The organism is Streptomyces sp. NPDC004539, assembly GCF_040610055.1.
Taxonomy (GTDB): Bacteria; Actinomycetota; Actinomycetes; order Streptomycetales; family Streptomycetaceae; genus Streptomyces.
In genome coordinates this window covers 277,102-297,876 of record NZ_JBEXLS010000011.1, presented here as the reverse complement: position 1 = coordinate 297,876, position 20,775 = coordinate 277,102, and the positions used below count along the sequence as shown (strand labels likewise).

The 20,775-nt window shown below is 71.8% G+C and carries 17 protein-coding genes; 9 read left to right on the top strand and 8 right to left on the bottom strand.

The features are described 5' to 3' along the window. Nucleotides 1-17 precede the first annotated feature (17 nt). The 3 genes from ABZX85_RS24330 to ABZX85_RS24320 form a co-directional block, all read right to left on the bottom strand. Nucleotides 18-1,757, bottom strand: a complete 1,740-nt coding sequence (locus ABZX85_RS24330; protein WP_355872245.1) for a sulfite exporter TauE/SafE family protein — start codon at nucleotides 1,755-1,757, stop codon at nucleotides 18-20. Beyond that, the gene (locus ABZX85_RS24325; protein ID WP_355872242.1) at nucleotides 1,754-3,493 is read right to left on the bottom strand and encodes a tetratricopeptide repeat protein; all 1,740 of its coding nucleotides are present in this window, start codon (nucleotides 3,491-3,493) and stop codon (nucleotides 1,754-1,756) included. Before ABZX85_RS24325 ends, ABZX85_RS24330 begins: the two co-directional genes overlap by 4 nt. A gap of 143 nt (nucleotides 3,494-3,636) precedes the next feature. Beyond that, nucleotides 3,637-5,169, bottom strand: a complete 1,533-nt coding sequence (locus ABZX85_RS24320) for a DUF4331 domain-containing protein (RefSeq protein ID WP_355872239.1) — start codon at nucleotides 5,167-5,169, stop codon at nucleotides 3,637-3,639. Nucleotides 5,170-5,382: 213 nt separating this feature from the next. Between ABZX85_RS24320 and ABZX85_RS24315 the strand changes: the two genes are divergently transcribed. The 3 genes from ABZX85_RS24315 to ABZX85_RS24305 all read left to right on the top strand — a co-directional run bounded on the left by ABZX85_RS24315 (nucleotide 5,383) and on the right by ABZX85_RS24305 (nucleotide 7,156). After that, on the top strand, nucleotides 5,383-5,925 hold the full coding sequence (locus tag ABZX85_RS24315; RefSeq protein WP_355872237.1) for a sigma-70 family RNA polymerase sigma factor: 543 nt from the start codon (nucleotides 5,383-5,385) through the stop codon (nucleotides 5,923-5,925). Further along, the gene (locus ABZX85_RS24310; RefSeq protein ID WP_355872234.1) at nucleotides 5,922-6,752 is read left to right on the top strand and encodes an anti-sigma factor; all 831 of its coding nucleotides are present in this window, start codon (nucleotides 5,922-5,924) and stop codon (nucleotides 6,750-6,752) included. The genes ABZX85_RS24315 and ABZX85_RS24310 overlap by 4 nt, the downstream gene beginning before the upstream one ends. A gap of 128 nt (nucleotides 6,753-6,880) precedes the next feature. Continuing rightward, complete coding sequence (locus tag ABZX85_RS24305) at nucleotides 6,881-7,156, top strand: hypothetical protein (RefSeq protein WP_355872231.1); 276 nt, start codon at nucleotides 6,881-6,883, stop codon at nucleotides 7,154-7,156. A gap of 331 nt (nucleotides 7,157-7,487) precedes the next feature. On the opposite strand, the gene ABZX85_RS24300 is transcribed toward ABZX85_RS24305, so the two are convergent. Both ABZX85_RS24300 and ABZX85_RS24295 read right to left on the bottom strand, forming a co-directional pair. Next, complete coding sequence (locus tag ABZX85_RS24300; protein ID WP_355872229.1) at nucleotides 7,488-8,270, bottom strand: ABC transporter permease; 783 nt, start codon at nucleotides 8,268-8,270, stop codon at nucleotides 7,488-7,490. Further along, entirely contained in the window at nucleotides 8,267-9,235 is a 969-nt protein-coding gene (locus ABZX85_RS24295; protein WP_355872225.1) for an ATP-binding cassette domain-containing protein, read from the bottom strand. The genes ABZX85_RS24300 and ABZX85_RS24295 overlap by 4 nt, the downstream gene beginning before the upstream one ends. A gap of 63 nt (nucleotides 9,236-9,298) precedes the next feature. On the opposite strand from ABZX85_RS24295, the gene ABZX85_RS24290 reads away from it, so the two are divergent. Next, nucleotides 9,299-10,015: a TetR/AcrR family transcriptional regulator gene (locus ABZX85_RS24290; protein ID WP_355872223.1), complete on the top strand. Its 717-nt coding sequence runs from the start codon at nucleotides 9,299-9,301 to the stop codon at nucleotides 10,013-10,015. 26 nt (nucleotides 10,016-10,041) lie between these two features. Here the strand turns inward: ABZX85_RS24290 and ABZX85_RS24285 are convergent, their stop codons facing one another. From ABZX85_RS24285 to hmgA, 3 genes are all read right to left on the bottom strand, one after another. Next, nucleotides 10,042-11,190, bottom strand: a complete 1,149-nt coding sequence (locus ABZX85_RS24285) for a type ISP restriction/modification enzyme (protein WP_355872221.1) — start codon at nucleotides 11,188-11,190, stop codon at nucleotides 10,042-10,044. Nucleotides 11,191-11,298: 108 nt separating this feature from the next. Next, a complete protein-coding gene (locus tag ABZX85_RS24280) occupies nucleotides 11,299-12,048 on the bottom strand; it encodes a GntR family transcriptional regulator (protein ID WP_355872219.1) in 750 nt (249 codons plus the stop codon). Next, the gene (hmgA, locus tag ABZX85_RS24275) at nucleotides 12,045-13,376 is read right to left on the bottom strand and encodes a homogentisate 1,2-dioxygenase (protein ID WP_355872217.1); all 1,332 of its coding nucleotides are present in this window, start codon (nucleotides 13,374-13,376) and stop codon (nucleotides 12,045-12,047) included. The genes ABZX85_RS24280 and hmgA overlap by 4 nt, the downstream gene beginning before the upstream one ends. Nucleotides 13,377-13,535: 159 nt before the next feature. Here hmgA and ABZX85_RS24270 point away from each other — a divergent pair, with 159 nt between their 5' ends. From ABZX85_RS24270 to ABZX85_RS24250, 5 genes are all read left to right on the top strand, one after another. Further along, a complete protein-coding gene (locus tag ABZX85_RS24270; protein ID WP_355872215.1) occupies nucleotides 13,536-14,117 on the top strand; it encodes a nuclear transport factor 2 family protein in 582 nt (193 codons plus the stop codon). A 679-nt stretch (nucleotides 14,118-14,796) separates the two neighbouring features. Beyond that, nucleotides 14,797-15,408 (top strand): TetR/AcrR family transcriptional regulator, encoded by a 612-nt coding sequence (locus ABZX85_RS24265; RefSeq protein WP_355872213.1) that lies wholly within the window; start codon nucleotides 14,797-14,799, stop codon nucleotides 15,406-15,408. Between the two features lie 176 nt (nucleotides 15,409-15,584). Continuing rightward, nucleotides 15,585-17,816, top strand: a complete 2,232-nt coding sequence (locus ABZX85_RS24260) for a molybdopterin oxidoreductase family protein (RefSeq protein WP_355872210.1) — start codon at nucleotides 15,585-15,587, stop codon at nucleotides 17,814-17,816. A gap of 153 nt (nucleotides 17,817-17,969) precedes the next feature. Then, nucleotides 17,970-19,403, top strand: a complete 1,434-nt coding sequence (locus ABZX85_RS24255; protein ID WP_355872207.1) for a citrate:proton symporter — start codon at nucleotides 17,970-17,972, stop codon at nucleotides 19,401-19,403. A gap of 40 nt (nucleotides 19,404-19,443) precedes the next feature. Then, complete coding sequence (locus ABZX85_RS24250; protein WP_355872205.1) at nucleotides 19,444-20,757, top strand: MFS transporter; 1,314 nt, start codon at nucleotides 19,444-19,446, stop codon at nucleotides 20,755-20,757. Nucleotides 20,758-20,775: the final 18 nt, after the last annotated feature.

Sequence of the window (20,775 nt, the reverse complement as noted above, 5' to 3'; positions counted from 1 at the left end):
AACACTCCCAAACTAGCTCAGCCCAGTACGGTTGCCGCCCCCTTGAGCATCAGTCCGACGCCGAGCGCGACGACGACCAGCGCCGACCACAGCGGCATGTTGCGGCGGACCAGGGCGATGACCGGGCGGGACGTCCAGCGCGGGCCCTCGTCGAGGAGCCGGGAGACGCGGCTGCCCAGCCGGACGACCGCGAAGCCCGCCGCGGTGAGGGTGAGGGCGAGGCCGATGCCGTACGCGATGACCAGGAGCAGGCCGAACCACGCCTGGCCGAGGGCCGCGGCGCCGACCAGCACGACCACCGCGGAGGGGCTGGGGACCATACCGCCGGCCAGGCCGAGGAGGATGGTGCCGCGGAGGGTGGGGGCGGTGGAGTGGGTGTGGGTGTGGCCGTTGTGGGTGTGGGTGTGGGTGGTGGGGGAGTGCTGGTGGTCGTGGCTGTGGTCATGGCCGTGGTCGTGGTCGCGGTGATGGTGCTCGTCGGGCTCGTGGTGGTGGTCGTGACTGTGGTCGTGCGTGGGGGACTTGGTGAGGGAGAGGGTGGCGGAGGGGGTGGACTCGGCGCCGACGAGGGCGAGTTGGCGGGAGGGGGTGGGCTTGGGGGAGTGGTCGTGGCTGTGGTCGTGATCGTGGTCGTTGTCGTGCGAGTGGCTGTGGCCGTGATCATGACCGTGACTGTGCCCGTGACCGTGTCCATGGCTGTGTCCGTGCCCGTGACCGTGGTTGCGGTTCTTCCAGGCGCGCCGGAAGAGGGTCGCGCCCGCGACCGCGACGAGGGCGCCGCTCGCGAGGCCCAGCCAGGTGATGACGGAGGGCGCGGCGGCGGAACCGGCGGTCACGAGGAGGCCGAGGGCGACGACGCCGATCGTGTGGGTGACCGTCACCGACGCGGCGAGCGGGAGGACGTCCTTCATCCGGGCCTTGCCGCCCCGCGCGGCGGCGGTCGCGGCCATGATGGTCTTGCCGTGGCCGGGCGCGACCGCGTGCATCGCGCCCAGGAAGATCGCGAGCAGGATCGACAGGGCGGCGAAGCCGATCGTCAGATGCTGACGGCCGACCATGTCGTCGAGGGCCTGGGTCCAACGGTCCGCGCCACGCGGCAGGATGGCGGCGCCGGGCGCGGTGCGCTCGTCCTCCGAGAGAGCCGGACCGCCCGCCTTCACCGTCGTGGCGGCGGTCGTGGTGTCCGCCGGGGAGGACAGCAACTCCTGCGGGTACGTCGTGAGTTCGTCCGACACCGACTTCTCGGGTACGTCCGACCCCGACAGCGTCATCCGGTCGCCGCGCGCCGTGATCTCCCGCCAACCAGGGCCGGTTGACGCGCCCGCGCTGTGGAACGTGAGGGCGATCGACTCGCTCTCGGGCAGCGGGGCCGTCAGCTTGCACTCGACGCGCAGCGTGTCGAGGCCGGCCTGCCCCGGTCGTACGACGGCCTTCGCGGACGTCGAAGTCAGGCTGACGGCACCGCCGTCGACGGTCAGCCTGCTCTCGGCGGCAGCCGTCTCGCAGCGCTGCTCCGCCCACGGGGTGAGACCGCCCGCGCGCTCGATGGCCGGCTTCGCCTGGGTCGCCGGGATCTCCGCGAGGTCCTCGACGTGGGCGACGCGCAGTTGGCCGGGGGCGGCGACGAGTCCGTCGTACCTGTTGACCGTGAAGTTGCCGAGTGGGTGCGCGCTCGCGTTGGCGGTGGGAAGGAGCGCGAGCGCGCACCCGGCCGTCAGGACGGCCGCACTGGAGGCGAACAGACGACGGGAGATCACTGGTTCGCCTCCAGCGACTTGAGGGCGGCGCGCGCGGTGCGGGCGCCCAGGGGGGAGAAGCCGGGGTTGAGGGCGAGGGCCTTGGTGAGGTGGGCGCGGGCGTTCACCTTGTCGCCGGTCGCGCTCTCGATCATGCCCTGGTGGTAGAGGAAGGAGGCGTTGCGGTAGCCGGTCGCGGTGGCCCGCTTCGTGTACGGAAGGGCCTCCGCGTCACGGCCGTTGACGTGCAGCGCCCAGGCGAGGGCGTCCGCCGTGTGGACCGTCTCCCGGCGCTGCCACTCGGCCTGGGCCGCGCGCAGGGCCGCCTGCTTGTCGCCGTGGTCGGCCGCCGCGAGGGCCGTGTCGAGGTCGGCGTTGACGCCGTTCGCGCGGGCCAGCGCCGTCCAGGCGTCGACCAGGGCGTACTGGTCGGCCGCCTTCATCTTGTCGCCGTCCGCGCCGCGCGCCTCGTACAGCTCGCCGAGTTCGACCAGCGGGGCGGGCAGCGGGTAGCGGGCGACGACCGCCTCCAACCCCTTGATGGCCTCGGCCTGTTGGCCGCTCGCCGCCTGCGCCTTCGCGCGGCCCTCCAGCGCCGGGAGGTAGTCCTCGTCGGCGGCGAGGGCGCGGGCGTAGTCGGTCAGGGCGGTCGCGTAGTCGCCCTGGTTCCAGGCGAGTTGGCCGAGCTGGCTGGCGACGTAGGCGATGTCGCCCTTCGCCGTGGAGCTCGCGAGGGCCTGTTCCAGGACGCGGCGGGCGGTCGTGACGTCGCCGCGCAGTTCCTGGACGTACGCGTAGCGGGTGAAGACCGGGATGCCGGGGCGGCGGGTGTCCGCCGTCTCCGCCGCCGTCAACGCCTCGTCGTAGCGGCCGAGTTCGACCAGGGCGTCGATGCGGGAGCAGAGGGCGCGCTCGTTGTACGGGTTGTCCTTGAGGACCTGGTCCGCGTACTTCAGGGCGCCGGGGAAGTCGTGCCGGGCGGCGGCGAGGGCCGCGCGTCCCGCGAGTGCCTGGCCGTTGCCTGCGGAGAGTTCGAGGGATTTCGTGAACGCCTTCTCCGCCTGGGGGTAGCGGGAGGGGTCGCCCTTCGTGCGGGCCTGTTCGACGTACGCGAGTCCGAGGGTCGCCCAACTGCCGAAGTCCCGGGGCTGGGTGCGGAGATGGGCTTGCAGCGCGGTGATCGCGCTGTCGATGTCCCCGCTGTTCAGGAGGCCGGGGGAGACGGCCGCGGCGGTCGCGACCGGGGCCGCGTTGCCGTCCTTCATCGCACCGAACGCGATCGCTCCGCTGGTCAGGGCCACGGCCAGCATCGCTGCACAGGCACCGAGCTGGGCGGCCCGCCAGCGTCGGCCTGCGGCGCCGGCGCGGCGGACGGCGGCTACTCGGGGGTCGAGGTCGGGGGCGGGGACGGAGTCCGCGGCGTCTTCCGTCACACTCTCAGCGGCGCTTGCCGAATCGGCCTTATCCGCCGAGTCAGCCCTCTCCGCAGCGTCGGCCATCTCTGCCGAACCGGCCTTCTGAGAACCGGTGTTGCCCCGCTTCCCTTCGTCCTCCACAGTCCCCTTCTCTTCCCTCTCCCCCGAAGACGCGGCAAGCGCCGAGGAGTTGGCGCCCGTCATGCCGGCCGTGGGTGTCGGTGCCGCTTCGGCCTGCGGTGAACTTCCCTCGGGCCACTGCCCCTTCGGCTCGTCGGTGGGGTCCGGGGTGTGCCCGGAACCCGTCCGGTCCGGTTCGCCGTTGTCGCTGCGCGGGGCCATGCCCTCTCCTCGGTCGCTCTCGGTCTTCCTGCGGTCGGCGCGGCCCGGTCCGTGGGGGATTCGGGTGGTTCCGGGCCGCGCCGGTCTGTGGAGCGGGGCCGGGGAGTTGCAGGGGTCTCCCCGGCCCGGTCACTGCGTGGGCGTCAGTACGCCCGGCCCCGGCGCCGGAACCACATGAGGCCACCGCCGATGAGCAGCACCCCGGCCGCGCCGGCCCCCGCCGAGGCGGCGATCAGGGTGTTGTTGTCCGTGCCCGAGGCACCCGTCGGCTGAAGGGCGTTGCCGAGCTGGCTGCGGACGTCGTTGCCGCTGTCGACACCCTTCGCGACGGGACCGCGCGAGCCCTCGGTCGGGAGGGCGACGTACGGGAAGTACTTCTCGAAGTTCTTGTCGTTCTTGTCGACCGCGTCGCCCAAGTCGTTCTTGGCGCCCACGAGTTCACCCTCGACGACCTGGAGCGCGGCGTCGATCACGTCGTCCGTGAGGCGACGGCCGTTCGGGAAGCCCGCGTTGTCGCCGTCGAGCACACCGAGCCGCTTCGGGCTGGCGGTGGGCTTGATGGAGGTGTTGAGGCGCAGCTGCTCCGAAGGCGTCACGTACGGGGGCTGGTTGAGGCCCTTGACGCCCTTGAGGAACACGTCGACGAGGTCGTTGCGCGGCTCGGCCGGGGCCTTGATCTTGTAGATCGCCTCGATGAGCTTGGGCAGTTCGGGGTTGGTGACGTTCTTCAGGAACTGGGCGTCGTCCTTGGGCTCGGACGCGTTGAACTTGTCCTTGTCCTGGATGGGGTTGACGACCTCGTTCACCAGCGGGTTGCCGAGCCGGGAGACCTGCTCGAACTTGCCGCGCGCGTTCTTGCGCTGCGTCGTCGACCAGATGCCGACGATCGGCTGGTGCTCCGCCTCGCGGATCAGACTGTTGGGCACCTGGAGGGCGATGGTGTTGACGTTGTAGCCCTTGAGGGTGTCGTTGCCGACCTCGGAGAGGTTCCCGCCGTACAGCAGGTCGAAGACGCGCAGGTCCAGGAAGAACGGGTCGTCCGCCTGGCCGGCGAAGGTCTTCGCGCCGCTGGAGAGCTTGTAGATCGCCTGGTCGCGCAGCTTGGCGTAGTTCGGCATGGACGCCTTGCCGACGTTCGACGGCGCCACCGGCACGTTGCTGGCGATCCTCGTCTGCTGCTGGACCTTCCCCCGCTTGAGCTTGATCAGCTCCAGGTTGTAGGTCTGCGTGACGTTCAGGTCCTTGTCGTCGAGGCTCTCGACCGCACCCGTGTTGTAGAGGAACGTCTTCTTGTTCTTGACGTGCGTCTTGAACGTGTAACGGAACGTCAGATCCGGGTACGCGTCACCGTTGTTGTCGATGTTCAGGTCGTACTGGGCGTCCTCCGCGAACGGGAAGAAGTTCGGGCCGCCGGCCGGCTCCTCGAACGGTATCCAGTTCGCGATCAGCGTCGTGGTGTCCGGGTGGTCCGGGCTCACGAACGCGTACACGTCGGTGTTGTCGTACTGCGGGGTGCCGGAGATCAGCGGGGCTTCGCGGTGGCTGGAAGCGGCGGCGACCCCCGGTTCCAGCAGGGCCACTGAGGCGGCGGTGAGGCCGCCCGCGGCCAGCGCGCCACAGATGAGGGTCGCGATGCCCCTGCGCCCTGCGGCGCTCCGGGAGTTAGGTGTCGTCATGCCGTCCGTCCTGAGGTCCCAACTTGCTTGACGGACGGGTATACGGAGCGGAGGGGCTGTTCGGATTGGTCGATCTGAAAAAATTTTATTTTGGGTTTGAACCCGCGTTTTCGGCCCGCGCATCCGTACTTCCACCGGAGGTGTGTGCGCGTGCGAGTGCCTGGTGTGACGGGACGGCCCGGCTGCGGCCACGGCCGGGGAGAGGGGAACCGCATGGAGGCGGACGAGCTGCTGGTGCTCGTGGCGCGAGGGGACCAGCGGGCCTTCGAGCAGTTGTACGGTCTGGTCTCCGGTCCGGTGTTCGGTCTCGTACGGCGCGTGTTGCGCGATCCGTCGCAGTCGGAGGAGGTGGCTCAGGAAGTGCTGTTGGAGTGCTGGCGCTCGGCCGCCACTTTCGATCCCGCCCGCGGCAGCGCCCTGTCCTGGATTCTCACGCTCGCCCACCGCCGCGCGGTCGACCGGGTGCGCAGTGTGCGCGCGGCCGGCGAGCGCGAGCAGCGTGAGGCCCTGCGCACCCACCACCCCGCCTTCGACCAGGTCTCCGAGGAGGTCGAGGCGGGCATGGAGCGCGAGTGGGTGCGCCGCTGCCTCGGCCGGCTGACGACGCTCCAGCGGCAGTCCGTCACTCTCGCGTACTACGACGGCTACACGTACCGTGAAGTGGCCGAGCGGCTCTCCCTGCCGCTGGGCACGGTGAAGACGAGGATGCGCGACGGGCTCACGCGGCTGCGCAACTGCCTGGGAGGTGCCGCATGAGCGTCCTGAACCGTCTGCTGGGCAGAGGCGACCTCCACTCGCTGGCCGCCCCCTACGCCCTCGACGCCCTCGACGGCGACGAACGCCGCCGCTTCGAGAAGCACCTGCGCTCCTGCTCCTCCTGCACCGCCGAGGTCCGTGAACTCGCCGAGGACGCCGTACGGCTCGCCTGGTCGACGGCGGCACCGGCGCCGTCCGCGATGCGCGACCGGGTGCTGGCCGCCGTCCAGGTCACTCCGCAGGAGTCGGGGGCGCGTTCCGCGCCGGAGCGCGCACCACAGCTTCCGCCGCACGTCTGGGGCGCGCAGCCACCTCCCGCACGCTCCCGCGCCGCACGCGCCCCGCGTGCGCGCCGTCCGCTCTTCGTCCCGTTCGCGACGATCACCGCCGCCGCGGCCCTCGTCGTCGCGGGTCTCTTCGCGGTCCAAACCAACCGTACGCAGGACCAGTTGGACGCCGCCGAGGCGCGCGCCCGGGACATCGCGCAGGTCCTCTCCGCACCCGACGCCCGCGCCGGAAACGGGCAGGACGCGCAGGGCCGCAGCATCGGCGTGATCGCCTCCGCGAAGGAGGGCGAGGCGATCGTCACGCTGCGCGGGTACGGCGGGCTCGCCGGCGGTCAGGTCCATCAACTCTGGCTCATGCGGCCCGATGTGCAGCCTCGGTCGCTCGGACTCTTCGCCGGCGACACGCCCTTGGTGGCGACCGGTCTCGACGCCGACGCGACGTCACTCGCTGTGACGGTCGAGCCCGCCGGCGGGTCACCTCAGCCCACTTCGCAGCCAGTTGTCCAACTCGCCCTGAAATCTGTCGGATTCGGAGAGTAATCGCGAGGGAGTCGTCAACCCCCTTGCGGGGAAGGTCAATCCTGTGAACGCGATACACGCGTGACCCCCGGGGGAGATAGGGTTACCCTGCCCGGGGTCGGGTGGACTCGTACGGGTGGGGAGTGACGATGGAACAGATAACGATGCGAAGCAGGGCGAGGGTCCCTGCGATCACGTGCGGTAGCAGCGCGACCAGTTCGCGCCTCGACCGCCATCTCTCGGTGCTGGCCGGTCCCGCCATACCGCAGCGGGAGACGGTCGAGGCGACCTCGCTCATGCTGGAGCTGACCGCGCGCGACACCAGGCACCAGCCCAGCGACCAGGGCCGCAGGGTGAGCCGCGTCTCGCTCTTCGCCCCCCTCCGCCGGCTCCGCCGCACCCTCTTCGGCAGCCGCAGGCACTGAGCCGCCCCGGCGCCGGGCCACCGGCGGAGCCGCTCACGACCCTGGAAGACCCGCGCTCGGGCGGCCACCGCCCCGCCGCGTCCCCCGCGTCCGTCGTCCCCACGGCACGCGGCGGAGCCCGGTGCACCCGAGCGCGGGCGTCTCACCCCTCACCGCCCGACAGTGACGAGGGCCCGCTCACCCGAAGTCGGAGAACTCCCCGCTCCGACCCCCTGAAGCCGGTGGACTCCCCCGACCCCGGCCACCCTTAAGGGCGTTCCCGTAGTACCCCCGACCAGTGGTACCCCGACCACCCGGCGCCCGCCCCGTCTCCCCGCTCTCCCCGGCCCCCTCAGCGCGTGACGCGCCCGTACTGCCGTACCGCCGCCGGCGCGAACACCCCGATCAGCACCGCGCACCACAGCAGCGAACCGGCGACCGGATGCGCCACGGGCCAGGCCGAGCCCTCCGGCACCGGCGCGTTGCCCAGCAGGTCGCGCAGCGCCGTCGTCACCGCGCTGATCGGGTTCCACTCCGCGACCGTCCGCAGCCAGCCCGGCAGGTTGTCGACCGGGATGTACGCGTTGGACAGCAGCGGCAACATGAAGGTGGCGCTGCCCAGTTGGCCCGCCGCCTCCTCGCTGCGCGACAGCAGCCCGAGGTAGATGCCGGCCCAGACGCAGGCGAACCGGAACAGCAGGAGCAGCGCGAAGGCGCCGGCCGCCGCGGGCGCCGAACCCTCCACCCGCCAGCCCACCGCGAGCGCCACCAGCAGGAACGGCACGGTCCCGACGGCCGTGACGACCAGGTCGGCCGCCGCCTGCCCGAGCGGCACCGCCGCCCGGCTCACCGGCAGGGTCCGCAGCCGGTCCGTCACGCCCCGGTGGACGTCCTGCGCCGACTGGAACATCCCCGTCATGATCCCGTTCGCGGCGGTCGCCACCAGCAGCCCGGCGACCAGCATCGACCGGTACCGCTCGCCTGGTATCGCGAGCGCGCTGCCGAAGACGTAGCCGAAGAAGAGCAGCATCGTGATCGGCATGGTCTGGGTCAGGATCACCAGCGCCGGGTTGTTGCGCACCCGCAGCAGCTGACGGCCCAGCATCGCCGTTCCGTCGTAGGCCAACGCGCTCATGTCACGGTCTCCTTGAGGTGGTCGGTGCGGTGTCCGGCGTTCTCGGTGAGGCGCAGGAACACCTCGTCGAGGGTCGGCGGGCGCAGGCTCGCGTCGATCAACGGCACGCCCGCCGCGTCGAGTTCGCGCACCAGGTGGGGCAGGGTGAGGCCGGGGCGGCGGGAGACGGCGCCGACCGCGCCGCGTTCGTGGTCGAACGCCGGTGCACCGCCGGTGAGTTGGTCGAGCACCGCGGCGGCTCGCGTGAGCGCGTCCGGGTCGCCGACGACGGCCTCCGCGTAGGTGCCGATCAGCGCCTTGAGTTCGGCGGGCGTTCCGGTCCGCGCGGCCCGGCCCCGGTCCACCAGCGTGATGTCGTCGGCCAGTTGGTCGGCCTCCTCCAGGTACTGGGTGGTGAGCAGGACGGTCGTACCCTCGCGCTTCAACTCCCGTACGACGTCCCAGATGTCGTTCCTGCTGGCCGGGTCGAGGCCGGTCGTCGGCTCGTCGAGAAAGAGCACCGCCGGGCGCCGGACCAGGCTCGCCGCGAGGTCGAGGCGGCGCAGCATCCCGCCCGAGTAGGTGGAGGCCGGCCGGTCGGCCGCCCCGGCGAGGCCGAACCGCTCCAGCAGTTCGTCGGCGCGTTCGGCGGGCCCGGGGGCGCGGTGCAGGCGGGCGAACAGCCGCAGGTTCTGCCGGCCGGTGAGATCGCCGTCCACGGACGTGCTCTGCCCGGTCACCCCGATGGCGCGGCGTACGGCGGCGGCCTCCCGTACGAGGTCGTGTCCCGCGACGCGCGCCGCGCCGGCGTCGGGGCGCAGCAGGGTCGCCAGCAGCCGTACGGCCGTCGTCTTGCCCGCGCCGTTCGGGCCGAGGACGCCGCGGACGGTGCCCTCGGTGACCGCGAGGTCGAGCCCCCTGACGGCCTGGACCTCACCGAACCGTTTCTCCAGACCTTCACTAAGTACAGCGTACGTAGAAGTCATGGCGTGACCATAGCGCACTACGTACGGTGTACGTAACTAACATGGAGGGCGAGGTGATGATCGATGGTGGGGCGTCCGCCCGTACCCGAAGTGATCTGGGCCCGCCCCGAGCGGACCGGTCGAGGGCCGAAGCCCGCGTACACGCGCGCCGACATCGCGGCGGCGGCCGTCCGGATCGCCGACGCGCAGGGGCTCGACGGGGTGTCCATGCGGCATGTCGCGGCCGAACTGGGCTGCGGGACCATGTCGTTGTACAACTACGTCCCCCGTAAGGAGGATCTGTACGAGCTGATGGTGGACGCCGTCAGCGGGGAGCACGAGCTGTGGGAGCCGGGGCCGGACTGGCGGGCCGACATGCTGCGGGTCGGGCACCAGACCCGTGAGCTGATGCACCGGCACCCCTGGCTGCCGCGTCTGATGTCACCGGTCTACGGCTTCAGCCCCAACGCCCTGCGCTATCTCGAACACTGCCTGACCTGCCTGGACCCGCTCACCGGCATGAAGTACGGCATGAAGCTGCAACTCGTCGCGATGCTCAACGGCGTGGTCACCCTCTACACGGCGAACGAGCTGTCCACGGCCGAGCGGACGCGGTCGCTGCCGTGGTCCGAGGAGGCGGAGAACGCCGTCCGGACGGCCTATCTGGGGGCGCAGGTGATGGGCGGGGCGTATCCGAGGATGGCCGCCGCGTTCACCGAGGACCCGGGGCCGATCGATCTGGAGGCGGTGTTCGAGGAGATGCTGGGGCGAGTGCTGGACGCGTTCGCGCCACGGGGGTAGGGGGACCTGAGTACTACGGGGTCGCGTCAGAGCAGCGTGAACTGGCCCGCCGGACCCTCCTCCCGGTGGTCCAGGACCGAGGCCGGGTGCTGATACCTGCGGGGGGCGGGGAGTACGCCTGCCTCGGCGAGGTCCGTGATCCGGTGCTCCACCTCCAGCGGCTCCGGCGGGTCCTGGGGCTCCCGGGACTCCGCCAGGAGCGCCAGGACCGTGATCAGCTCCAGCAGCTCCGACGTCCACGGCTGGGGCCAGCTACGGGGGCCGATGGCCGCGAGGGTGCCCGGCTCGCCGCGCTCCGTGCGGGCCGCCACCCACTGCTCCAGGACCCGTACCTCGCCGTGGGTGAAGTCCCAGGCGGCCCGGGGGACCGGGGAGATCCGGCCCTCGTCGAGGTGGAGGGCCTGCTCCTCGGGGTCGTAGTGGACGCTCAGCGGGCGGACCGGGAGGGGTGCGCGGACGTACGGGCGGCTGCCGCCGGGGAGCTTCGGGCGGTCGCCGTCGCGCCGCTGGAGCCAGAGCAGACGGTGACCCCTACGGGTTCCCGCCGCCCAGATCTCGGGGTCGTCCGTCAGGGGGACCCGTAGCTCCGGGGTAGCCGTCGCGAGAATCCAGGCGAGCACGTCCTCGGCACCGGGAGTGGCCCCCAGCCGCTCCCCGAGATGCTCCACGAGACCCGGCGCCAGGTTGGGCTCCTCCCCGCCCGGGCGCCGGTACAGCGGACGGACCCGGGAGCCGCGTACGAGCGGCAGGCGCGCGCCGGCCAGCAGCCCGTCCGGCGTCTCCACCAGGAACACCTGCCGGTCGTCCGTCACCCGCCACAACTCCGGCCGCGCCACGTCGATCAGCCGGTGGTCCGGGATCAGCCACTGCTCGTCGTACGGCGCGCACAGCACCCGCACCGGCGCCGGACACGGGCCCGACGTCCCCTCCAGCCGGTCCGTCCCCGTCGACTGCCCCGGCAGCTGCGCCACCGCCGAACGCGGCGTCCGCGCCCGCGTCGGCTCGAACAGCGTCTCCCGCTCCGCCCCCTCCACCCTCATCAGCGCATCCCACCGCGCCCTGAGCACCCCCTCGTCCGCCGCCACCGGCCACCCCCGCCCCAGCCGCGGCACCGCCACGGCCCACGGCATCAGTTCCCCGAGCATCGGAGCGTCGTCGTGCGTCACGCGAGGCATGGTACGACGGACCCGACGCGGGCCGCGGAGCGGACATAGGGGTTCATGTCACCACGGGGCCGCGGACGAGCAGCCGGATTCCGGCGACGCACATCCCGGAGGGGACGTTCACGGTGTCTCCAGGGTCACCGAGAAGGAGAAGCGGTCGCCTCGGTAGTGGATGACGGCTACGTCGAGGACCTGGCCGGAGGGGGAGTGGGTGAGGCCGGTGTAGTGGAGGATCGGGCTGAGGAGGGGGACTTGGAGGAGGTGGGCGGTCTCGGGGTCGGCGAGGCGGGCTTCGACGGTGTCGGTGATGCGGGCGATGCCGGTGTGGGGGAGGTCGCGGAGGAGCTTGGTCATGGGGTGGTCGAGGAGGTCGTCCGGGCTGATGTGGGCGGCCAGTTCGGGGCGGAGCCAGTTGCGGGCGTGGTTGGTGGGTTCGCCGGTCCGGGCGTCCGAGCGGAGGCGGTGGTATGTGGTGAGGCGGGGCAAGTCCGGGAAGTGCACGGTCAGTTCGGGCGGGGTGGGGACCTCGCCGTGGGCCAGCAGTTCCGTCCGCATCCCCGACTGCTGCGCGACGATCGCGTCCACCGAGCCCAACAGGCGGATCGGGGCGCCGCGTTGAGCCGTCGGCTCGATGAAGGTGCCCCGGCGGCGGTGCCGGGTGATGAGGCCCTCGGTCTCCAGCTCCTTGAGCGCCTGGCGCATGGTGAGGACGCTGACGCCGTAGTGGGACGCCAACTGCTCCTCCGTGGGCAGCCGGAGGGGATCGTGGGGCGAGCGGCCGAGGATCGAGGCGCGCAGGGACTGCGAAACCTGGTACCAGAGAGGGAGTTTGCCGTTGAGGAGGAGGGAGTCGGGGGCGAAGAAGGTCACGGCGCGAGCCCGAAAGGCCGGTGACCGGGCCGGAAGTGGCGTTCCAGACCCCGCCAGACATCGTCGTACCCGTCCTGGAGATGCTCACCGGCGTGCGGTGCGAGCGTGATCGGCCAGCGGGTCTCGAACATGAACGCCAGCCCGTCGTCGAGGCGTTGGGGCTTCAGGTCGGCCGCGCTCGCCCGGTCGTACGTCTCCCGATCGGGGCCGTGCGCGGACATCATGTTGTGCAGCGACCCCCCGCCCGGCACGAACCCGTCGGCCTTCGCGTCGTACGCGCCCTCGATCAGCCCCATGTACTCGCTCATCACGTTCCGGTGGAAGTACGGCGGCCGGAACGTGTCCTCCCCGACCAGCCAGCGCGGCGCGAACACCACGAAGTCGACGCCGGCCAGCCCCGGGGTGTCCGACGGGGACGTCAGGACCGTGAAGATCGACGGGTCGGGATGGTCGTACGAGATCGTCCCGATGACGTTGAACCGGCGCAGGTCGTACACGTACGGGACGAGGTTGCCGTGCCACGCGACGACGTCCAGCGGGGAGTGGTCGTACGTCGCGCGCCAGAGGTTCCCGCAGAACTTGTTGACGACCTCGACCGGCCCCTCGACATCCTCGTACGCGGCGACCGGCGCCTTGAAGTCCCGTGGATTCGCGAGGCCGTTGGCGCCGATCGGGCCGAGGTCGGGGAGCCGGAAGGGGGCGCCGTAGTTCTCGCAGACGTAACCGCGGGCGGACCCGTCGAGGAGGGTGACGCGGAACCGGACGCCTCGCGGGACCAGCGCCATGTGGCCCGGTTCCGCGAGGAGTTGGCCGAACTCCGTGTGCAGCAGGAGACCCCCGCGCTCCGGCACGATCAGCAACTCGCCGTCCGCGTCGGAGAAGACGCGGTCCATGGAGGCGTTCGCGTGGTAGAGGTGCACGGCCATCCCCGTGCGCTGCGTCGCGTCGCCGTTGCCGCCGACCGTCCACAGGCCGGCGAGCAGGTCGGTGCCGGGGGCGGGCTCCGGGAGGGGGTTCCAGCGCAGCCGGTTGGGGTCGGGGACGGTCTCGGTGAACGGGCCCGTACGGATCGCGCCGTTGTCGGCACGCGTGAACGCGGGGTGCGCGGCCGACGGGCGGACGCGGTACAGCCACGAACGCCGGTTGTGGGCGCGCGGCTCGGTGAACGCCGTACCGCTGAGCTGCTCGGCGTAGAGGCCGAGGGGGGCGCGCTGCGGGGAGTTGCGGCCCTCGGGGAGGGCGCCGGGCACCGCCTCCGAGCTGTGCTCGTTGCCGAAGCCGGTGAGATGTGCCAGCCCCTCGGCGGTCTTGCGCGCGTCCGTGCCCATCGTCGCTCCCTCGCGTCCGAATCCTCTGTATCACCGTAGGATTCGGGGGAGTGGCTCGCAAGAGCTGCACAGGTAGTCCTCTGGTAGGACGATCACGGGGTGGTGAGAACAAGACTTCAGGGGGATTCGGGCACCGGACCGCTGTTCTAGGCTCACCGCATGTCGTGGACGCGTGGTGTTCTCTCCGCGCTCGCGGTCTGTGTCCTGCTGCCGACCGGACTCGCGGGCTGCGGGTCCGGTGCGAGCGCCGAACAGGGGGACGGGAAGAACGGGGTGGTGGCATCGCCCTCCCCCGTCGGAAAACTCCTGGACGACACGGACGAGGCGGGGCGCCGTTACCGGGAGGTCGGCAGCAAGGGGGCGCCCTGGGTGGGCCTCCAGGTCGAGCCGGACTCCGACGGGAGCTGGGAGGTGCGGCTCACCCTGCGCAACTTCACGCTCTCCCCGCAGGCGAGTACGGCCGCCGCCGTGGAGGGCCGGGGCACCGCGCGGCTCTACGTCGACCGCAAACCCCTCGCCGAGCTGAGCACCCCCGAGTACCGCATCGGCGTCGGCTACCTCCCCCACGGCACCCACCACGTCACCGCCCGCCTGTACGCGGACGACGGCACGGTCTGGGCGGTCGACGGCAAGGCCGTGGAGGCCACAGCCGACATCACGGCGTCGGAGCCCGAGGAGTCGCCGTCCCCGTCCCCTTCGGGGAGCGCGCTGGGGGCAGGGCGGGTGGTTGTGCGGTGGTGAGCGGGGGAGGGGTGGTGGGCCGGGTCGGTGAGACGGTTCGGGGAGTTCGCGGAGTGAGGGGAGCGGCGGGCGTCGCGGCGTACGGGGACGGCGCGGGTGTTCCCGGCGCACGGGAGGCGTCGGGCGTCGGGGCGGGCCCGGCCGACGCGCGGGTCGCCGGGCGCCGGGCAGGTCCCGGTACGGGTGCGGGGGGCCCACGGGGCGTGGCGGCCGGCGCGGCGCACCCGGACGCCACGGGCGTTCTCGGTGCGCGGAAGGCCGAGGGCGTCCCGGTCGGCACGGCGGGCGTGAGCGTCGGCGGCCGGCAAGAGGCCGCGGGTGATGCGGTCCGCTCGTCCGGTCCGGGCGTCCTCCGCGCGCGAGAGGCTGCGAGGGCCTGGGCGGACTCGCCCGGTGCAGGTGCCCTGGGCGCGAGGGAGGCAGTGGGCCTCGCTTCGGCCCCGCCCTGCACGGAAGCCCCTCGCGAGCCGGGCGCCGCGGGCGCCCCGTCGATCTCGCTCGCCCCTTCCGCGCTCGCCTCTCCGGCTGTCGATCTTCCGTTCCCCCAAGGTTCCCGGAGGCCCCGTCCCCTCCTCGGTGTCGCGGCGGTAGCCTCTAGGCCCCCCGCGGAGCCGAGTGCGGCCGGTGGGCCGCTCCGTCTCCGGGAGCGGGAGATTCCGGCCCTCGGCGGAAAGGCGTCATGAACTCCGAAGCGACATCACTGCGCCGCGCGCCCGTCCAGCGCCGCAGCGCGGAACGGCTGACCAGGATTCTCGACGCGTGCGCCGATCTCCTCGACGAGGTCGGCTACGACGACCTCAGCACGCGGTCCGTCGCCCAGCGGGCCGGCGTGCCCATCGGTTCCGTGTACCGCTTCTTCGGCAACAAGCGGCAGATGGCCGACGCGCTGGCCCAGCGCAACCTCGAGAGGTACTCCGCACGGGTCACCGAACGCCTCAAGCAGGCGCGCGCCGGTGACTGGCGGGCGGCGATGGACGCCGTGCTCGACGAGTACCTGGAGATGACCCGTACGGCCCCGGGCTTCTCCCTCGTCGACTTCGGCAACCAGATCCCGGTCGGCTCCCGCCACGCCGAGCCCAACACGCGCGTCGCCGACCGCCTCACCGAACTCCTCTCGGACTACCTCCACCGCACCCCCGACGACACCCTCCGGCGCACCTTCCTGATCGCCGTAGAGACCGCCGACACCCTCGTCCACCTGGCCTTCCGCCTCTCCCCGGAGGGGGACGAGAGGGTGATCGAGGAGACCCGCGAGCTGCTGCGGGCGTATCTGGCGCGGGTGCTGGACTGAAGCGTCGCGAACCACGCTGTGAGCCACGTGGCGCATCACCGCGTGAGCCGCGCCGTAAACCACGCCGGAACCCCTCGCTCCGGTGAACCTCTCCCCTAAGGGACTCCCCGTAATACCTACCGGTCGGTACGCTCAAGGTGTCCGTGCGTCGACGCCGCCGCCCACCGGGAGGACCCGTGCCCCGAACCGCCCTGCGTGTCTGCCCCCTCTGCGAGGCCACCTGCGGTCTGACTCTGACGATCGAGGGGACCGAGGTCACCCGCGCCAGAGGTGACCGCGAGGACGTCTTCAGCAAGGGGTTCGTCTGCCCCAAGGGCGCCTCCTTCGGAGCCGTCGACTCGGACCCCGACCGCCTGCGCGCCCCCCTCGTCCGCAAGGACGGCGAGCTGCGGGAGGCCACCTGGGACGAGGCGTTCGACGCGGTGGCCGCCGGCGTCAGGGGCGTCGTCGAGCGGTACGGCGCCGACTCGGTCGGCGTGGTCCTCGGCAACCCCAACGTGCACACCGTCGCCGGCGCCCTCTACCCGCCCGTCCTCCTCGCCGGCCTCGGCACGCGCAGCTACTTCACCGCCTCGACGGTCGACCAGATGCCCAAACACGTCTCCAGCGGCCTCCTCTTCGGCGACGCGAACGCCATCCCCGTACCCGACCTCGACCGCACCGACCACCTCCTGCTGATCGGCGCCAACCCCCTGGAATCCAACGGGAGTCTGTGCACGGCCCCCGACTTCCCGGGCCGGCTCAAGGCGCTGAAGGCGCGCGGCGGCACCCTCGTCGTCATCGACCCCCGCCGCACCCGCACCGCGAAACTCGCCGACCTGCACGTCCCGATCCGGCCCGGCACCGACGCCCTCCTGCTCGCGGCGATGGCGCGGACCCTGTTCGAGGAAGACCTCGTGGACACCGGGGAGTTGACCCCGCACCTCCAGGGCCTCGACGAACTCCGCGCCGCCCTCGCCGAGTTCACCCCCGAGAGCGTGGCCGCCGCCTGCGACGTCGACGCCGATACGATCCGCACCCTCGCCCGCGACCTCGCCGCCGCCCCGACCGCCGCCGTGTACGCGCGGATCGGCAGCTGCACGGTCCCCTACGGCACGCTCGCCAGCTGGCTCGTGGACGTCCTGAACATCCTCACCGGCAACCTGGACCGCGTCGGCGGCGCCCTCTTCCCGCAGGCCGCGACCGACCGGACCCCGCGACCGGCGGGCCCCAGCCACGGGTTCGCGCTCGGCCGCTGGCGTTCCCGGGTCGGCCAACACCCGGAGGCCAAGGGCGAGTTGCCGCTTTCCGCGCTGGCCGAGGAGATCGACACGGCGACGGCGGAGGGCGAGCCGATCCGCGCGCTCATCGCCGTCGCCGCGAACCCGGTGCTGTCCGCGCCGGACGGCGACCGACTCGACAAGGCCCTGGACTCCCTGGAGTTCATGGTCAGTGTCGACCCCTACCTCAACGAGACCTCCCGGCACGCCGACGTCGTCCTGCCCCCGCCGCCGCCCTCGCGCAGCCCGCACCACGACTTCGCCCTCAACACCCTCGCCGTCCGCGCCCAGGTCCGCTACAACCGCGCCGCGATCCCGCTGGAACCCGGCCGCATGGCCGAGAGCGAGATCCTCGCCCGCCTCACCCTCGCCGCGACCGGCATGCACGGCGCCGACCCCTCCGCCGTGGACGACCTGGTCATCGGCCAGACCCTCGGCAAGGCCGTCAAGGAACCGCACTCCCCGGTCCACGGCCGCGACCCGAAGGACCTCGCCGATCTGCTCACCGGCGAGAACGGCGTGGAGCGCCGCCTCGACATGATGCTCCGCCTCGGCCCCTACGGCGACGGCTTCGGTGTACGGCCGGACGGCGTCACCCTGGACAAGGTCCTCGCGCACCCGCACGGCATCGACCTCGGCCCGCTGCGCCCGCGCCTCCCGCAGCCGCTGAAGACGAGGAGCGGCGGGATCGAGCTGTTCCCCGGGCCGATCGCCGGAGATCTCCCGCGACTTGTCCGCGCGATGGACCAACTCCCCGCCGGACTCGTCCTCGTGGGCCGCCGCCACCTGCGCTCCAACAACAGCTGGATGCACAACGTCCCGCCCCTGACCGGCGGTTCGAACCGCTGCACGCTGCACGTCCACCCCGAGGACGCCGACCGCCTCGGCCTCGCCGACGGACAGCACGTCCGGATCAAGGGCGCCGGGGGAGCGGTCACCGCGCCCGTCGAGGTGACCGACTCGGTGCGGCGCGGCGTCGTCAGCCTTCCGCACGGCTGGGGCCACGACCGGCCCGGCACCCGGATGAGCCACGCCGCCCTGGACCCCGGCGTCAACGTCAACCAGCTCCTCGACGGCAGCATGCTGGACCCACTGTCGGGGAACGCGGTCCTGAACGGCGTACCCGTCGAGCTGGACCCTGTCGGCTGATACCCCAGTACTAGAGCTCTAGTACCTGACCAGGAGTTTTGCGCTTATTGCTCGCGTGTCAACGTCTTGTTAACACTCTCGCGCGCCACCTAACGTCGTCGCACCGCCAGCCCCCGGTGGGATGTTCAAGGGCGAACGTTAGGTATCCAACTCATGCTGACCATCCTCGGCTTCACCATGATCGCGACATTCCTTGTCCTGATCATGCTGAAGAAGATGTCGCCGATCGCGGCGCTCGTACTGATCCCCGCGCTGTTCTGCGTGTTCGTCGGCAAGGGTGCCCACCTCGGCGACTACGTCATCGACGGCGTCACCGGCCTCGCCCCGACCGCGGCGATGCTCATGTTCGCGATCGTCTACTTCGGTGTGATGATCGACGTCGGCCTCTTCGACCCGATCGTCCGAGGCATCCTGAAGTTCTGCAAGGCCGACCCGCTCCGGATCGTCGTCGGTACGGCGCTCCTCGCGGCGATCGTCTCCCTCGACGGCGACGGCTCCACGACCTTCATGATCACCGTCTCGGCGATGTATCCGCTGTACAAGCGGCTGAAGATGAGCCTGGTCGTGATGACCGGTGTCGCCGCGATGGCCAACGGCGTGATGAACACCCTGCCCTGGGGCGGCCCGACGGCCCGCGCGGCGACCGCGCTGAAGCTCGACGCGAGCGACATCTTCGTCCCGATGATCCCGGCGCTCGCCGTCGGCCTGGTCTTCGTGATCGCCCTCTCGTACGTCCTGGGCCGCCGTGAGCGCAAGCGGCTCGGCGTGCTGACGCTGGACGAGGCGCTGGTGGAGGAGAAGGAGTCGGAGACGGTGCTGGTGGGCGCCGGTACTACGGGTACCACGGGCTCGGCCGCCGGTACTACGGGTACTACGGGTGGCGGCAAGGGCAACGCCTCCCTCCCCGAGAACCCGCACGGCCCCGAGGACTCCGACGACGACGGCTTCCGCGTCCTCGACCCCGAGCGCCCCACCCTCCGCCCCAAGCTCTACTGGTTCAACGCCCTCCTCACGGTCACCCTCCTCACCGCGATGATCATGGAGTGGCTGCCGATCCCGGTGCTGTTCCTCCTCGGCGCGGCCCTCGCCCTGACTGTCAACTTCCCGCACATGCCGGACCAGAAGGCCCGCCTCGCCGCACACGCCGAGAACGTCCTCAACGTCTCCGGCATGGTCTTCGCCGCCGCCGTCTTCACCGGCGTCCTCAAGGGCACCGGCATGGTCGACCACATGGCCCGCTGGCTCGTCGACAACATCCCCGACGGCATGGGCCCGCACATGGCCTTCGTCACCGGTCTGCTGAGCCTCCCGCTCACCTACTTCATGTCCAACGACGGCTTCTACTTCGGTGTCCTCCCCGTCCTCGCCGAGGCCGGCCAGGCCCACGGCGTCTCCTCGCTGGAGATCGCCCGCGCCTCCCTCGTCGGCCAGCCCCTGCACATGTCCAGCCCGCTCGTCCCGGCCGTCTACGTCCTCGTCGGCATGGCCAAGGTCGAGTTCGGCGACCACACCCGGTTCGTCGTCAAATGGGCCTGCCTCACCTGCCTGGTGATCCTCGCGGCGGGCATGCTCTTCGGGATCATCTAGCGGAGGCACTGGCTCAACCGGCGTACATCTGGAGGTACTTGTGAGGCCCGGCGGGAACCGCGGCTGGCTGCTCAGGCTCGTCATCGCCTTCGCTTTCGCGCAGGGGGCGGTGTCGATGGCCCGGCCCGCCGTCTCCTACCGGGCCCTCGCGCTGGGCGCGGACGAGCGGGCGGTCGGTGTGATCGCGGGGGTGTACGCGCTGCTGCCCCTCTTCGTCGCCGTGCCGCTCGGACGTCGTACGGATCACGGCCGTTGTGCGCCGCTGCTGCCGGCCGGAGTCGTGCTGATCGCGGGCGGGTGTGCGCTGAGCGGGGCCGCGAACTCCCTCTGGGCGATGGCTCTTTGGAGCGGGGTGATGGGGCTCGGGCACCTCAGCTTCGTCATCGGCGCGCAGTCGCTCGTCGCCCGGCAGTCCGCGCCGCACGAACAGGACCGCAACTTCGGCCACTTCACCATCGGCGCCTCTCTCGGACAGCTCGCCGGACCCGTCGCGGCGGGCGCCCTCATCGGCGGGGGCGGCCTCGCCGGGACCAGCGCGCTCGCCCTCCTCGTCGCCGGGGCGGGCGCGGCCGTCGCGGTCGGCTCGCTGTGGCGGATCGAGGACCGGGAGACGATCCCCAAGTCCCGTACGGGGCAAGGCGACCGGGTGGCCGTGACGGGCATCCTGCGGACCCGGGGCGTACCCGCCGGGATGCTGATCAGCATGTCGGTGCTGTCCGCGACGGACATCCTCACCGCGTACCTGCCGGTCGTCGGCGAGGACCGCGGCATCTCGCCGACGGTCGTCGGCCTCCTGCTCAGCCTGCGGGCCGCCGCGTCCATCGCCTGCCGGCTGATCCTCACCCCGCTGCTGCGCCTGCTGGGCCGCAGACGGCTCCTCACCCTGACCTGCCTGCTGGCCGCCCTGTTCTGTGCGGCGGTGGCGATTCCCGTACCGGTGTGGGTACTTGGCGTCATCCTCGCGGCGCTTGGCTTCTGTCTCGGCGTGGGCCAGCCGCTCTCGATGACGACGGTCGTGCAGGCGGCCCCCGCCTCGGCCCGTTCGACGGCCCTCGCCCTGCGCCTCACCGGCAACCGCCTCGCCCAGGTAGCCGCACCCGCCGGGGCCGGGCTCGTCGCGGGGGTCGCCGGGGTCGCGGCGCCGTTCCTGACGCTGGGGGTGCTGTTGCTGCTGTCGGCGGGGGTGGGACTACGGGTACCCGGACCCGAGAGTGACGCCGACGGGGTGAGAGAGCCGCAGACGGACGCCCCCGAGGACTCGCCCCCAACCCCGGGGACCGGTCCCCTACCCCCTGAGGACCAGCCTCCCGGACGCCGAGGACGCCTCTCGCTGAGCCGTAAGAGTGAGGACTGACGCCTCGCACGGCGATGC

Coding starts and splice junctions, on each gene's coding strand:
- ABZX85_RS24325 (WP_355872242.1), bottom strand. CDS start 3,493: ATGGCCCCGCGCAGCGACAACGGCGAACCGGACCGGACGGGTTCCGGG.
- ABZX85_RS24320 (WP_355872239.1), bottom strand. CDS start 5,169: ATGACGACACCTAACTCCCGGAGCGCCGCAGGGCGCAGGGGCATCGCG.
- ABZX85_RS24315 (WP_355872237.1), top strand. CDS start 5,383: ATGGAGGCGGACGAGCTGCTGGTGCTCGTGGCGCGAGGGGACCAGCGG.
- ABZX85_RS24310 (WP_355872234.1), top strand. CDS start 5,922: ATGAGCGTCCTGAACCGTCTGCTGGGCAGAGGCGACCTCCACTCGCTG.
- ABZX85_RS24305 (WP_355872231.1), top strand. CDS start 6,881: ATGGAACAGATAACGATGCGAAGCAGGGCGAGGGTCCCTGCGATCACG.
- ABZX85_RS24300 (WP_355872229.1), bottom strand. CDS start 8,270: ATGAGCGCGTTGGCCTACGACGGAACGGCGATGCTGGGCCGTCAGCTG.
- ABZX85_RS24295 (WP_355872225.1), bottom strand. CDS start 9,235: ATGACTTCTACGTACGCTGTACTTAGTGAAGGTCTGGAGAAACGGTTC.
- ABZX85_RS24290 (WP_355872223.1), top strand. CDS start 9,299: ATGGTGGGGCGTCCGCCCGTACCCGAAGTGATCTGGGCCCGCCCCGAG.
- ABZX85_RS24285 (WP_355872221.1), bottom strand. CDS start 11,190: ATGCCTCGCGTGACGCACGACGACGCTCCGATGCTCGGGGAACTGATG.
- hmgA (WP_355872217.1), bottom strand. CDS start 13,376: ATGGGCACGGACGCGCGCAAGACCGCCGAGGGGCTGGCACATCTCACC.
- ABZX85_RS24270 (WP_355872215.1), top strand. CDS start 13,536: ATGTCGTGGACGCGTGGTGTTCTCTCCGCGCTCGCGGTCTGTGTCCTG.
- ABZX85_RS24265 (WP_355872213.1), top strand. CDS start 14,797: ATGAACTCCGAAGCGACATCACTGCGCCGCGCGCCCGTCCAGCGCCGC.
- ABZX85_RS24255 (WP_355872207.1), top strand. CDS start 17,970: ATGCTGACCATCCTCGGCTTCACCATGATCGCGACATTCCTTGTCCTG.